General features: G+C 30.9%; 11 protein-coding genes. All 11 read left to right on the top strand.

The window, feature by feature from the left end:
* Positions 1-43 precede the first annotated feature (43 nt).
* The 11 genes from ACZ91P_RS13970 to ACZ91P_RS13920 all read left to right on the top strand — a co-directional run bounded on the left by ACZ91P_RS13970 (position 44) and on the right by ACZ91P_RS13920 (position 15,685).
* Positions 44-181, top strand: a complete 138-nt coding sequence (locus ACZ91P_RS13970; RefSeq protein WP_465156956.1) for a hypothetical protein — start codon at positions 44-46, stop codon at positions 179-181.
* On the top strand, positions 181-1,176 hold the full coding sequence (locus ACZ91P_RS13965) for an ABC transporter permease (protein WP_465156955.1): 996 nt from the start codon (positions 181-183) through the stop codon (positions 1,174-1,176). Before ACZ91P_RS13970 ends, ACZ91P_RS13965 begins: the two co-directional genes overlap by 1 nt.
* Before the next feature lie 22 nt (positions 1,177-1,198).
* Positions 1,199-2,869: a hypothetical protein gene (locus tag ACZ91P_RS13960; RefSeq protein ID WP_465156954.1), complete on the top strand. Its 1,671-nt coding sequence runs from the start codon at positions 1,199-1,201 to the stop codon at positions 2,867-2,869.
* A gap of 64 nt (positions 2,870-2,933) precedes the next feature.
* Positions 2,934-3,083 carry a hypothetical protein gene (locus ACZ91P_RS13955; protein WP_465156953.1) on the top strand — a complete coding sequence of 50 codons (150 nt, stop codon included), beginning with the start codon at positions 2,934-2,936 and terminating at the stop codon, positions 3,081-3,083.
* 127 nt (positions 3,084-3,210) lie between these two features.
* On the top strand, positions 3,211-7,131 hold the full coding sequence (gene rpoB / locus ACZ91P_RS13950; RefSeq protein ID WP_465156952.1) for a DNA-directed RNA polymerase subunit beta: 3,921 nt from the start codon (positions 3,211-3,213) through the stop codon (positions 7,129-7,131).
* 13 nt (positions 7,132-7,144) lie between these two features.
* Positions 7,145-10,897 carry a DNA-directed RNA polymerase subunit beta' gene (gene rpoC, locus ACZ91P_RS13945; protein ID WP_465156951.1) on the top strand — a complete coding sequence of 1,251 codons (3,753 nt, stop codon included), beginning with the start codon at positions 7,145-7,147 and terminating at the stop codon, positions 10,895-10,897.
* Positions 10,898-11,027: 130 nt separating this feature from the next.
* Positions 11,028-11,450, top strand: coding sequence for a 30S ribosomal protein S12 (rpsL, locus tag ACZ91P_RS13940; RefSeq protein ID WP_126820749.1), 423 nt, complete (start codon positions 11,028-11,030; stop codon positions 11,448-11,450).
* A 25-nt stretch (positions 11,451-11,475) separates the two neighbouring features.
* Positions 11,476-11,943 (top strand): 30S ribosomal protein S7, encoded by a 468-nt coding sequence (gene rpsG / locus ACZ91P_RS13935; protein WP_465156950.1) that lies wholly within the window; start codon positions 11,476-11,478, stop codon positions 11,941-11,943.
* A 21-nt stretch (positions 11,944-11,964) separates the two neighbouring features.
* Positions 11,965-14,043 carry an elongation factor G gene (gene fusA / locus ACZ91P_RS13930; RefSeq protein ID WP_465156949.1) on the top strand — a complete coding sequence of 693 codons (2,079 nt, stop codon included), beginning with the start codon at positions 11,965-11,967 and terminating at the stop codon, positions 14,041-14,043.
* A 118-nt stretch (positions 14,044-14,161) separates the two neighbouring features.
* Entirely contained in the window at positions 14,162-15,352 is a 1,191-nt protein-coding gene (gene tuf / locus ACZ91P_RS13925; RefSeq protein WP_465156948.1) for an elongation factor Tu, read from the top strand.
* A 150-nt stretch (positions 15,353-15,502) separates the two neighbouring features.
* Complete coding sequence (locus tag ACZ91P_RS13920) at positions 15,503-15,685, top strand: LemA family protein (RefSeq protein WP_465156947.1); 183 nt, start codon at positions 15,503-15,505, stop codon at positions 15,683-15,685.
* Positions 15,686-15,860 lie beyond the last annotated feature (175 nt).

Here is a 15,860-nt window from a genome sequence, read left to right as displayed (position 1 = left end):
TAATCTTGAATATCAAGCTATGCGAAAAAAACATAAAAGAGAGATGCCACAGTGGAAAAAGGAATTAAATCAAAAATTAAAACATATTCAAAAAGTTGTTTCAGAAGATAATAAAATTTTAAAAGCAGAATATCATCGTCAAAATGCCACTTATCAAATGCAAAAAGGAGGAAAAAAATAATGGAAGCAGTTTCACAATTATTTGCTAATGGTTCAATTCTTTTTGCAGTATTGTTAATTGCGGCAATGGCTGGTTTGTATTCAGAACGCGCAGGAGTTGTTAATATTGCTATTGATGGAATGATGATCATTGGTGCGTTAGTTTATGCGTTACTTGGTAAAGTATTATCACAATATGGTAATGGAATGCAAATTATTGCTTTATTAATTTCCACAATTTGTGGTGGGACTTTTGCCTTATTACATGGTTTTGCTTCAATTACTTTAAAAGCACAACAAGTAATTTCTGGAACAGCGCTAAATTTATTAGCAACTGGAATCGGATTATTTTTTGTAAGCATTCCATCCTTAGCGGCTGGAAATATGATTCAAACAGGTTTTAGTACAATTGGGGTTGATTCATATCAAATTATTAATATTTTCTTAATTATTGCAATTGTTTTAGCAGGTTTTACCTTTATTTTCTTTAGATTTACAAAAACAGGACTACGCTATGTTGGGTGCGGTGAGAATCCTAATGCAGTTGATGCAGCTGGAATTAATGTAATTAAAACAAGATATAAGGCAGTTATTATTTCTGGATGCTTAGCAGGCCTAGCAGGGGCAATGTTCACTCATTATGTTTCTGGGCAATTTCGTGGTGACGTCCAAGGACAAGGATATATTGCATTGGCAATTATGATTTTTGGGCAATGACGAATTCAATATATTACATTGGGAGCAGTCTTATTCAGCTTTTTAATTGCTTTAGCAGGAACATTATGACGTTTTGCGGGTTGAAATATTGCTGATCCATCAAATCAGTTATTAAAAATTTTACCATTTGTCTTTGCATTAATAACAATGGTTATTTTCTCAAAAAATTCAAAAGTACCAAAAGCATCAGAATTCCATTTGATAAGTCATTATGATAAAAACAACCAATATCGGTTGTTTTTATTTACATTTTCTTATTTTTTTTCTATAATTAATGTATTCTGAGGATATATTCTGTAAAAAATAAGGGAAAAAACTATTTATGAAAAAACTATTCATTATTTTTAGTGTTGTCGGATTATTTACTACTGGCATAACTAGTAAAATTACAAGTTGTCGAATGATAAAATATCGTGATACTAATTATACTAATTCAAATTTACAAAATGAGATGTTAATTTGAATGAAAATTGCCAGTGATGTTAGTAATGAGATAACAAATTATGATAGCAATGGAAATATTAAAAATTCAAACGAATTTCCAGAATTAAATCAATTTTATGATTTAGTTAATCAACGTAACCAGTTGGTTGTTCTTGACCGTTCAAATACGCAGATTAATTTAGGATTAAAAAAATTTCAAAATGAATGTAAAGAAATATTTAAGAAATTAAATGTTAAAATTAGTGAAACATATCCAAATTATTTTAATACTTTAAAGAAAAAACCATTGTATCACCTTGAAGAAGCAGATAAATTTACTTTAACTTATGTTGATTTAGATAAAATTAATAAATTAACTAATACCACAACGACTGGTGTTCGGGCAGTTCAAATTCAGTATGAATTTATGTTAGATTTAAGTTTTAAATCCTTAAGACAAATGCGCCCATTTACAGTTACTTATGTTATTACAAATGAACCAGATGAAATTAAAAAAATTTTAGAAAAATCAATTGCAAAAATCAAAAAATATTTAATTAACTTTTTTAATAATTATGAAAATGTCATAATTGATCAAAACAATGAATTCAAATCAATTTATGATGATTTTGAAATTAATTATAATACTAATCTTAAACCATTAGATAAAATTTTTATTCAACAATTTAATGAAAAAATTAAGAAAAATAATGCAATTAACCAAGAAATTCGTGTGGGAATTGCTTTTGATAAAACTGGTAATAAATCTTTAATGCGCCTAATTTTAGGAACGGTAACAGCTGAAAATTCAGGACAATTACCTGAAACAGCTGACATTGGTAATTATCAACCAGCCTTATGGGCAGGAGAGGGAATAAATCCATCGGGCTTAACAGCTGAAAATTTTGTTACAGCTTATAAAAAAAGTTTACCTATTTTTAATGTCAATGATAATCATATGATGATAGCTAGATTATGTGTTAATTTAAATTTTATTTCACTATATGGTTTTCCATTAGCTGGAACATTAAAAATCGATGGTAAAAATTTTGAAAGTAATATTTTAATTAGTCGTCAAGGTTTAGATACTAAATTAATAAATTTTGGAAAAATAATTGTTGCGTTTCATAAATATTATCAAGTTGAAATTAAAAAACGAGTTTCAACTGATTTTAAAGATGAAAATAATTTTAAGCATACTAGTGTATTTCATGTTGGTGAAAAGTTATTTAATAAATTTAAAAGAAATACACATAGTGCTAATGCAATTTTTAAAGAATTATTAAGTAATTTTAAAAAAAGTTCAAATGTAGAGAATTTACCTGATCTTAAGTTATTTAATGCTTATAATTTGGTCAAAGATAAAGCCGTTTGAGTTGGAAATAATAATAATAATTATGAAACCATTCGAAATCGAATTGTATTCAATTATTGTTGAGGTTCATTTTGTTTAGCATTTACATTTGGTTTAAATCGAACAAATTCAATTTTCTATGCAGCCTACGGTTCAAATGGTGGCGATATTGATATTGCCCATGGATGATGAGCATGAATTTTAATTGATAAGTAATTTAGTTTTACAACTTTATTATTTTTTAGTAAAATTAAAATAATATATAAGGAGGTCTTAAGCAATGACGAATTTTAATTCAAAATGTTTTAAATGTATTGCCGAACAAGAAAAACAAGGTGTTGGTGGCGGAACTGCTGGAGTCTTATTTGAAAAAATGAAAAAAGCAATGGTTGGTAGTTGATGATGAAATTTTTATTTGTGATCGTCATAAGTAAGAATTAATATAAGGAAAAAAGCAGTTGATGCTTTTTTTAATTTTTAATAAAAAGAATTGACTTTTGTGTCAAACCAATATAAAATTTACAAGCGTATATTGTGAAAAGTGAGGTTAATAATTAATGGCATTAAAAGAAAAAGAATTTGGGCATTACGCTAAAAGAATTGATTACACAAAAGTAAGTGGGAATTTAGATTTACCAAACTTAATTGAAATTCAAACTGAAACATATGATTGATTCAAGAAAACAGGGATTAGCGAAGTGTTCGGGGAGGTATTTCCGATTGTTGGACATGAAGGGAATATCGTTTTAGAGATGTTAGATTGAGAATTTAGAGAGCCACGAAGAACAATTTCTCAAGCAAAAGATGAGTCAAAAATCTTTGAAGCACCAATTTATTCAAATTTAAAATTAACAATTAATTCAAAAGATTTAGAAGTTGAAAAAGCAATTGTTAAGGGAGAACCCGAATTAATTAAAGCGTGAATTGAAGAATGTGTTGGGCATATGATTACAATTTTAAAAAAATCAACTGATGTTATTTATTATGATATTCATTTTGGCGATGAAACAGCAACATGTACAGTAACAATTAAAGAAAGATTAGATGATAAACTAATTATTGATATTACAATTGAAAAAGAAGGCGAAGTCTTTTTTGGTGATTTTCCACTAATGACAGGAAAAGGAACTTTTATTGTTAATGGTTCAGAAAAAGTCGTTGTTTCACAATTAGTTCGTTCACCAGGAGCATATTATAAAATTGATTTAAATCGTAAAAATGGAGAAAATGTTTACTATGTTGATTTAATTCCATCACGAGGGACATGGTTAGAGTTTGAATCAGATCATAAAAAAATTAAAGTTGGAAAAGAAGAAAAATTTGAGAATGTTTTTTATGTAAAAATAGATAAATCTAGAAAAGTATCGGTTGCTAATTTCTTAACAGCGTTAGGAATTATTAAAGAAGATGCTCTAGAAATTTTTGGCGATAATAAATTAGTAAAAAGCACCTATGAATTAGATCCATACACAGATGATATTTCATATGACCAAAGTATTGCTGTTCAAGAAATTTATAAAAAAATTCGTTCAGGAGAAACAGCAACTCCAGATGGTGCGACAAAATATTTATATGGATTATTATTTGATAAACGTAAGTATGATTTAACCAAAGCAGGACGTTTTAAATTAATTCAAAAATTATCAGTTGAAAATCGAATTTATAACAAAATATTAGCTGAAGACATTAAAGATGTAAATGGTAAAGTTGTTTTTACCGAGGGAACGTTAATGAATAAAGAAGCTATTAACAAGTTAAAAGGAATTTTAAAAGCAGGAGCTTGTTTACAAGAAGTTAAATTTAGTGATGAAATTATTTGTTATAATAAAATCCAAAAAATTAAAGTGTATGTTGATAATGAAGTTCTTTCACGTGTAGCGAATATTATTGGAATTGATCCTAATGCAACTGATGAATATATAACAGTGCCTGATGTTTTGGCGACATTTTCATATTTATTAAATTTAACAGATGGAATTGGGGAAGTTGATGATATTGACCACTTAGGAAATCGTCGTGTTCGAACAATTGGGGAATTATTGCAAAATCAATTTCGAATTGGTTTACTAAGAATTGAAAAAAATGTTAAAGAAAAAATGTCAACTTCAAATTTATTTAAAATAAAACCTTCAAATATTATTAATAATAAGCCATTATCAGCAATTATTGGTGAATTTTTCAATTTATCACAATTATCACAATTTATGGATCAGACAAATCCTTTAGCTGAATTAACAAATAAACGTCGATTAACAGCCCTAGGACCAGGAGGATTATCAAGAGAACGTGCTGGGTTAGAGGTCCGAGATGTTCACTACTCACATTATGGTCGTATTTGTCCAATTGAGACCCCAGAAGGGCCTAATATTGGGTTAATTAATAACTTAGCAACATATGCCAAAATTAATTCATATGGTTTTATTGAAACACCATATCGTCGTGTTATTGGTTGCAAAGTTACAATGGAAAATGATTATTTAACAGCTGATGAAGAAAAAAATTATGTTGTTGCACAAGCTAATATTCGTTTAAGTGATAAGGGTGAAATTTTAGATGAACAAGTGGTTGCACGTTTCCAAGGAGAAAATATTATTGCTGGACGAAACGATGTTGACTATGTTGATGTTTCACCAAAACAAATTGTTTCAATTGCAACAAGTTGTATTCCATTTTTAGAAAATGATGATGCCAATCGTGCTTTAATGGGTGCTAATATGCAACGACAAGCAATTCCTTTAATTGCGCCAAATTCACCATATGTAGGAACAGGAGTTGAATATGCTGCTGCTCGTGACTCGGGATTAGCAATTGTTTCACAATATGATGGAACTGTTGATTTTGTTGATGCAACAAGAATTGTTTTAAAAACAAAAGAAGGATTAAAAAATTATAATTTAGACACTTTTGTTCGTAGTAACCAAGGAACATCATTAACTCATGTCCCATTAGTACGTCAAGGACAAAAAATTGAAAAAGGACAAGTTTTAGCTGATGGACCATCAATTGATAAAGGAGAACTAGCATTAGGACAAAATGTAATAGTTGCTTTTACAACATGAAATGGTTACAACTATGAAGATGCAATTATTGTTTCAGAACGGTTAGTATCCGAAGATGTTTTTACATCAATTCATATTGAAGAATATACAATTGAACGTCGTCAAACAAAACAGGGTCCAGAAGAGATTACTCGTGAGATTCCGAATATTTCTGAAAATGCACGAAAATTTTTAGATGATGATGGATTAGTTATTATTGGGACAGAAGTTAAACCCGGTGATATTTTAGTTGGAAAAGTAACACCAAAAGGACAAACCCAATTATCACCAGAAGATAAATTATTACAAGCAATTTTTGGTGAAAAATCAAAAAATGTTAAAGATAATTCATTACGAGTTCCAAATGGTGGTGAAGGAATTATCCAAGCAATTAAACGCTTTTCACGAGAAAAATATGAATTATCAGCTGATGTTTTAGAAGTTATTAAAGTTTATATTGTTCAAAAACGAAAAATCCAAGAAGGAGATAAAATGGCTGGTCGTCACGGTAACAAAGGGGTTATTTCGAAAATTTTACCGTTGGAAGATATGCCACATATGGAAGATGGAACACCAATTGATATTATGTTAAATCCATTAGGGGTACCATCACGGATGAATATTGGACAAGTGTTAGAAATTCATTTGGGAATGGCAGCGAAAAAGTTGGGACAAAAAATTTCAACTCCTGTTTTTGATGGAATGACAAATGAAGAATTAATTGAAATTATGGATAAAGCAGGAATGAAAAACTTTGGGAAAGAAATTTTAATTGACGGTCGAACAGGTGAAAAATTTGATAATCCAGTTTCGGTAGGAGTAATGTATATGTTGAAATTATCACACATGGTTGATGATAAATTACATGCAAGAAATGTTGGACCATATTCATTAATTACACAACAACCATTAGGAGGAAAAGCCCAAAATGGGGGACAACGTTTTGGAGAAATGGAAGTATGAGCGTTAGAAGCTTATGGTGCAGCTCATACATTACGTGAAATTTTAACAATTAAGTCTGATGATATTAAAGGAAGAACACGTGCTTATGAATCAATTGTGAAAGATAAAAAGATTCCAGAACCAGGAATTCCAGAATCATTTAATGTGCTAACTCGTGAAATTCAAGGGTTAGGATTTAATATTCATATGATTGACGAAAAAGGAAACATTAAGAATATTAAGAGTTATGATGAGACAGATTATGTTGATGAAGACTTATTAACAGATAGTGATGAATTTGAAAATGAATTTGATATTGATAACTTTATTTTAAGTACTAATCGTGAGCCACAAAAAAATGATAATTTAGATGAATTTGTTAAAGTTGAAGATAGTTTTGACTTGGTAGATAATTTAGACGATGATGAGTTAGATGACATTGATGATGAACTTGATGATGAACTTGATGAAATTAATGATCAAGATGAATTAGATTAAGGGGAAAGAAAAAATGATTGAAAATAATGAAAAAAATAATCGTATGATTAAAATCGGCTTAGCAAACCCTGATGATATTCGTAGTTGATCATATGGGGAAGTAAAAAAACCAGAAACAATTAATTATAAAACATTAAAACCAGAACGCGATGGATTATTTGATGAAAAGATTTTTGGTCCAACCAAAAATTTTGAATGTGCTTGTGGGAAGTACAAAAAATCAAAAAATAAGGGAAAAATTTGTGAACGTTGTGGAGTAGAAATTACTGAAGCGATTGTTCGTCGTGAACGAATGGGACATATTGAATTAGAAGAACCAGTAACACATATTTGAATGTTAAAAGCAGCACCTAGTCGAATTGCTTTAATTTTAGATATGAAAACAAAAGAACTTGAAGAAGTTGTTTACTTTGTTTCATATATTGTATTAGATGCTGGTGATGCAAAATCATTGAAACAAAAAATGGTATTAGATTTAGGAAATTCTAAAACATCAGCACAAACACGTCAACGATTAACAAAGACATTGTGTGAAATTTTAGATACACTAGAACCTAACACAATTGCTTATGAAGTGGGAGAAACAATGATTGAAGATTTAAAAAATACTTCATTGCCATTTTCAATGGATGAATGTGCTCAGTTCATTAATCGTCATACTAATGCACGATTTGGAATTGGAGCAGAAGCTGTTGAAGTATTATTAAAAAATCTAAACATTGATGATGAAATTGAAAAAATTAAGCAAGATTTAAAAGAAAAAAAAACACAATTAGATCAAAATAAATTAATGAAACGTTTAGAAGTTTTAGATTCATTAAAAAAATCAGGTTCACGACCAGAATGAATGATTTTACGAGCAGTGCCAGTCATTCCACCAGATATTCGTCCAATTATTCAATTAGATGGTGGTCGTTTTACAACATCAGAAATTAATGATTTATATCGTCGAATTATTATTCGAAATGAACGATTAAAAAAAGTTAAAGCAATGGGAGCACCAAGTGTTATTGTTAATAATGAAAAAAGGATGCTACAAGAAGCTGTTGATGCTTTATTAGATAATGAACGTAAGGCACGACCAGTAACGGGAAAAGATAAGCGACCATTAAAATCATTAACAAGTATTTTAAAAGGAAAACAAGGTCGTTTCCGTCAAAACTTATTAGGAAAACGAGTTGACTATTCAGGACGGTCAGTTATTGCAATTGGACCCGACTTAAAAATGTATCAATGTGGGTTGCCACGTGATATGGCCATTACATTATTTAAACCGTTTGTTATTAGCAAATTAGTTAAAGATGGTTTAGCAGCAAATATTAAAGTTGCGGAAAAATTAATTTTAAATCAAGATGATAAAGTATGAGAAGTTTTAGAAGAAGTTATTAAGACTCGTCCAGTGTTATTAAACCGTGCGCCAACGTTACATCGATTAGGAATTCAAGCATTTGAACCAAAATTAGTCAAAGGAAAAGCAATTAGATTACATCCATTAGTAACAACTGCTTTTAATGCTGACTTTGATGGTGACCAAATGGCGGTTCATGTCCCAATTACAGAAGAATCAGTTGCTGAAGCACGAAGTTTAATGTTAGGAAGTCGAAATATTTTAGGACCAAAAGATGGTAAACCAATTGTTACACCAACCCAAGATATGGTGTTAGGGAATTATTATTTAACATATGAAGAAAAAGGACAATTAGGGGAAGGAACAATATTTAAAGATTTAAATGAAGCTGTTATTGCATATGAAACTGGAGCTGTTGCTTTACATGCTTTAGTTGCTATTCCTGTTGTTGGTTTTGTAAATAAAAAATTCAAGCCAGAACAAATGAAAGATTATATTATTACAACCCCAGGAAAAATTATTTTTAATCAGATTTTTAAAGAAGAGTTTCCATACTTAAATGAACCGAATGTTGAAAATTTAACAGCATTACCTGCTCCCTCATTAATTAAAGACAATGTTAATTTAGTCGAATATTTAGCGAGTTGAAAAGTTAATCCACCATTTAAGAAAAAAGATTTATCAAATATTATTGACCGCTACTTTAAACAATATGGAGCTAATAAGACTGCTGAAATGTTAGATAACATGAAAAATCTTGGTTTCAAATATTCAGGGAAATCAGGAGTAACAGTATCAGCAGGCGATGTTAAAGTTTACGATAAAAAACAAGAAGAATTTAAAGCGGCAGATCAAAAGGTAAAAGAAATTAATGATTACTTTAAAATGGGAATGTTGACCAGCCGTGAAAAACAACACCGCATTATTAGTGTATGATCAAAAGTTAAAGATAATATTCAAACTAAATTAGAACATGTTTTACGTGAAGACCCAAAAAATCCAATCTTTATGATGGCGGATTCAGGAGCACGGGGAAATGTTTCAAACTTTACCCAATTAGTTGGGATGCGGGGGTTAATGAATAATCCAAAAGGAGACATTATTGAATTACCAATTAAGTCTTCGTTCCGTGAAGGTTTAACAGTGTCAGAATTCTTTATTTCAACCCATGGGGCACGAAAAGGGATGGCTGATGTTGCTTTAAAAACAGCTGACTCGGGATATTTAACAAGACGATTAGTTGATGTTTCACAAGAAATTATTATTACAATGAAAGATTGTAATGCTCGTCGTGGTTTTGTTGTATCAGATATTATTGAGCAAAAACATGCTAACATTATTGTGCCATTATTTGACCGTTTAGTTGGTCGCTATAATTTAAAAGATATTAAATTAAAAAATGGTGAAGTTATTGCTGCTAATACATTATTGACTGAAGAAGATAGTCGAAAAATTGTTGATAATGATATTAAGGAAGTTATTATCCGTTCTGTTTTAACTTGTGAAGCAGAAAAAGGTGTTTGCCAACGTTGTTATGGGAAAAACCTTGCTACAGGAATGGAAGTTGAAATTGGTGAGGCAGTTGGAACAATTGCTGCGCAATCAATTGGAGAACCAGGAACACAGTTAACAATGCGAACATTCCATACTGGTGGTGTTGCTGGGGGAGCTGATATTACCCAAGGGCTACCACGGATTAAAGAATTATTAGATGTAACCACACCAAAAGGATCAATTGCTGTTATTTCTGAAATTGATGGAAAAATTAGTGATATTCGTGATGAAGGTGGAATTCATACCATTTATGTTAAATCAGATAGTGATGAACGAAAATATAAAACGCAATATAATGCTGTTTTAAGAGTTAAAATTGGTGACAAAGTTGCTCGTGGTCAAAAATTGACGGAAGGTTCAATTAATATTAAAGAATTATTAGAAGTTGCCAAAATTGAAGATGTTCATAATTATATTTTAAAAGAAGTACAACGAGTTTATCGTTTACAAGGAATTGAAATTTCTGATAAATATATTGAAATTATTATTAAACAAATGTTAAATAAAGTTAAAATTATTGATGCTGGTGATACTGAATTATTACCAGGAGAAATTGTAACAATTAAACGCTATCGTAATGAAACAATTAACGCTGTTCGTTCAATGAAAAAACCGCCGACAGCAAAACATGTTATTTTTGGAATTAAAAAAGCACCATTAGAATCTGAGTCATTCTTATCATCAGCGTCATTCCAAGATACAACACGAGTATTGGTTAAAGCGATTATTAAAGGTAAAGTTGATTGTTTAGAAGGTTTAAAAGAAAACATTATGTTAGGACATTTAATTCCGGCGGGAACAGGATTAAAAAATACCAAAGATATTATTACGGCTGGAATTACAGCAAAAGCTGAAGAATACTAAAAAGACCATTAGGTCTTTTTTGGGAATATTTAGAATAAATCTTGACTTAATTTTTTGTTTTATGTAATATTACATATGGATTGTATTCTTTGATACACTCGGATATGTGAAACAGAAAGGAGAAAGCTTAATGCCAACAATTAATCAATTAGTGCGTAAACCACGTAAAGATAAAGTGTGAAAAACAAAAGCTCCTGCTTTAAACAGAGGGCTAAACTCTTTACAAAAAAAACCTACTAATGTTACAGCACCACAAAAAAGAGGTGTTTGTACAAGGGTTGCAACAATGACACCAAAAAAACCGAACTCAGCGTTACGAAAATATGCTCGTGTTCGTTTAACAAACGGAATGGAAGTAACAGCATATATTCCTGGTGAAGGACATAACTTACAAGAACATAGTGTTGTATTAATCCGTGGTGGAAGGGTTAAAGACTTACCAGGGGTTCGTTACCATATTATTCGTGGTACTTTAGATACTGCTGGAGTTAATAACCGCCAACAAGGAAGATCACTATATGGAACAAAAAGACCAAAAGCTGCAAAAGCTTAATTAAACAGAAAGGAGGATTATTACGATGCGTAAACGCCAAGCAGAGAAAAGAGATGTTTTATCAGATCCAATTTATAGTTCAAAATTAGTAACACGTGCAATTAATAAAATTATGATTGATGGGAAAAGAGGAGTTGCTCAAACAATTTTATATGGAGCATTTGAGATTGTTAAAGAAAAAACAAAGACTGAACCGTTAGAAATTTTTAATAAAGCAATTGAAAATATTACGCCACATTTAGAATTAAAAGTTCGCCGAATTGGGGGAGCTAATTACCAAGTTCCAATTGAAGTAAATGAAGATCGTAAAGTTACGTTAGGATTAAGATGATTAATTAATTATGCAAGATTACGTAATGAAAAAAGTATGATTGATCGTTTAGCAAATGAAATTATTGATGCTTCAAATGGAATTGGGGGAGCAGTTAAGAAAAAAGATGATACTCATAAAATGGCGGAAGCTAATAAGGCTTTTGCTCATTATCGTTGATAAAAAATAGAAAGGAAAAGAAAAATGGCAAGAGAATATTCTCTAGAAAATACGAGAAATATTGGAATTATGGCACATATTGATGCTGGAAAAACTACAACAACAGAACGCATTTTGTTCCATACTGGGAAAATTCATAAAATTGGTGAAACCCATGATGGAGCTAGCCAAATGGATTGAATGGCTCAAGAACAAGAACGTGGAATTACAATTACTTCTGCGGCAACAACGGCGTTTTGGGAAAATATGCGCTTAAATATTATTGATACTCCAGGACACGTTGATTTTACTGTTGAAGTAGAAAGATCATTACGTGTCTTAGATGGAGCAGTAGCTGTTCTTGATGGACAATCAGGAGTTGAACCCCAAACAGAAACGGTTTGACGTCAAGCAACCACATATGGTGTACCACGTATTGTCTTTGTTAATAAAATGGATAAAATTGGAGCTGACTTTTTATACTCAGTAAAAACAATTCATGACCGTTTACAAGCAAATGCTCATCCAGTTCAAATTCCAATTGGAGCTGAAGACCAGTTTACAGGAATTATTGATATCGTTGAACGAAAAGCTTATCATTATGATGGAGCAGCAAACGAAGAAGCAAAAGAAATTCCAATCCCAGATGATTTAAAAGACTTAGTTGAAGAATACCGAATGAAATTAATTGAAGCAGCGGTTAACTTTGATGAAGAGTTAATGATGAAATACTTGGATGGTAATGATATTTCAATTTCAGAAATTAAAAGTGCAATTCGTACTGCAACATTAACTGATGATTTTTTCCCAGTTTTTTGTGGAAGTGCTTTTAAAAACAAAGGAGTTAAATTAATGTTGGATGGGGTAATTGATTATTTACCTTCACCACTTGATATTCCATCAATTAAAGGTGTTCTAGAAGATGGGACTGAAGTTGAACGTCATGCTGCTGATAGTGAACCATTTTCAGCATTAGCATTTAAAATTATGACAGACCCATTTGTTGGGAAATTAACATTCTTCCGGGTTTACTCTGGAGTGTTAAAAAAAGGAAGTTCTGTATTAAACTCAACAAAAGATAAAACAGAACGTATTGGTCGTTTGTTAAAAATGCATGCTAATAATCGTGAAGAAATTGAAGCAGTGTATGCTGGTGATATTGCAGCAGCAGTTGGTTTGAAATTAACAACAACAGGAGATACGCTTTGTGATGAAAAAAATGAAGTAATCTTAGAATCAATGGTTTTCCCAGAACCAGTTATTAACTTAGCTTTAGAACCAAAAACAAAAGCTGACCAAGAAAAAATGAGTTTAGCATTACAAAAATTAGCAGAAGAAGATCCAACTTTCCGAACATGAACAGATGAAGAAACAGGACAAACAATTATTGCTGGAATGGGAGAACTCCACTTGGATATTTTAGTTGATCGAATGAAACGTGAATTTAAAGTGGAAACTAATGTTGGAGCACCACAAGTTTCATATCGTGAAACATTTAAAGATAGTGCTGAAGTAGAAGGAAAATACATTAAACAATCAGGAGGACGTGGACAATATGGACACGTATGAATTAAGTTTGAACCAAATCATGATAAAGGATTTGAGTTTGTTGACGCAATTGTTGGTGGAAAAATTCCAAAAGAATTCATTGGTTCAGTTAAAAAAGGTTTAGAAGAGTCAATGCAAACAGGAAAATTAGCAGGATATCCAATGATTGATATTAAAGCAACATTATATGATGGGTCATACCATGATGTCGATTCATCACAAATGGCTTATGAGTTTGCCGCTAGTTTAGCTTTAAAAGAAGCCGCTAAAAAATGTAAACCAGTTATTTTAGAACCAATTATGGCTGTTGAAGTTACTGTTCCAGAAGAATACTATGGGGATGTAATGGGAAACTTATCTTCACGTCGTGGTCAAATTGAAGGAAATGATCAACGTGGGAATGCCCAAGTTGTAAAGGTAAAAGTTCCATTATCAGAAATGTTTGGATATGCAACTGACTTACGAAGCTTTACCCAAGGACGGGGAACTTATACAATGTTGTTTTCACATTACCAAGAAGCACCAAAATCAATTACCGAAGAAATTATTAAAAAAGCAGGAAAATCAACAGATTAATTATTACACAATGGTTTAATCTACCATTACTAAAAAAAGATTGCAAAGTAAAAAGAATTAATTTATAATAGTTATGACATTTGTCTATTAATTAAAAATATAGGAGGAAAAGATTAAAATGGCAAAACAAAAATTTGATAGAAGTTTACCACACGTAAATGTTGGAACAATTGGCCACGTTGACCATGGTAAAACTACTTTAACAGCAGCTATTACAACTGTATTAGCTAAAAAAGGATTTGCAGAAGCCCAAAAATATGACAATATTGATAAAGCTCCTGAAGAAAAAGAACGTGGGATTACAATTAATACTTCACATGTTGAATATCGTACTGATAAAAGACACTATGCGCACGTAGACTGTCCTGGACATGCCGATTATGTTAAAAACATGATTACAGGTGCTGCACAAATGGATGGTGCGATTTTAGTTGTTGCAGCAACAGATGGGCCAATGCCTCAAACAAGAGAACATATCTTATTATCAAGACAAGTTGGTGTACCAAAAATGGTTGTTTTCTTAAACAAATGTGATATGATGGATGGAGATACTGAAATGATGGATTTAATCGAAATGGAAGTTAGAGATCTATTAAGCGAATATGGTTTTGATGGTGAAAAAACACCAGTTATTAGAGGATCAGCTTTAAAAGCTCTTGAAGGTGATACTCAATGAGAAGAAAAAATTATGGAATTAATGAACGCAATTGATGAATGAATTCCAGAACCAGAAAGAGATACTGCTAAACCATTTATGATGCCAGTTGAAGATGTTTTCACAATTACAGGTCGTGGAACAGTGGCAACAGGTCGTGTTGAACGTGGAATTATTAAAGTTAATGAAGAAGTTGAAATCGTTGGATTAAAAAATGAAACTAAAAAAGTTGTTGCAACAGGTTTAGAAATGTTTAGAAAATTATTAGATGATGCTAAAGCTGGAGATAATGTTGGGGTTTTATTACGTGGAGTTGATCGTAGTGATGTTGAACGTGGGCAAGTTATTGCTAAACCAGGTTCAGTTAAACCACATAAAGAATTTAAAGCACAAGTTTATGTTTTAACAAAAGAAGAAGGTGGACGTCATACACCATTCTTCGGAAACTACCGTCCACAATTTTACTTCCGTACAACGGATGTTACAGGTTCAATTAAATTACCAAGCGGTGTTGAAATGGTTATGCCAGGGGATAATATTGAAATGACAGTTGAATTAATTGCCCCAGTTGCGATTGAAGAAGGAACAAAATTCTCAATTCGTGAAGGTGGACGTACAATTGGTGCCGGAACAGTTGTTTCAATTAGTAAATAATAACATTAAAAAATAATTCAAAGAGAGTTATTTTTTAATTAATTATAATTAATCTTGTTTTTATATTTTTTTCTTATATAATATTAGATAAGTTTTGAAAGGAGTAGTAACAATTAACAGTGTAATTGAATTACAAGCAGGAATTAGAGATTGTGAAGAGATAATATTGCCGCTGCACGACGTTTTTATAATTCAACAGTTTGTGACTTTAATGCGAGTTTAAAAACATGGCGATCAAATGTTGCAGCAAGTTCATTAAAATTGAGTACATTCTTATATTTTGAAGTTAATGCTGCTGATCGTCAAGATGTTAAGATAGATTTAGGCCAATAATTATTTTGGTTTAATTCTATTTTTTAATTAATTAAAAAAATATAATTTTCAAATGTTAATGCAAAAACATAAACTAAAAAATCTTAATTTTAAATATTTTTAAAAACGGTATATCTTTTTGAATTTTATCTTAGTTGTTATTACTTTTTTCTTGTGGTTTTTATTATTAGCAATA

Source organism: Spiroplasma endosymbiont of Halictus nicosiae, from assembly GCF_978018445.1.
This window is presented reverse-complemented; position numbering and strand designations above follow the sequence as displayed.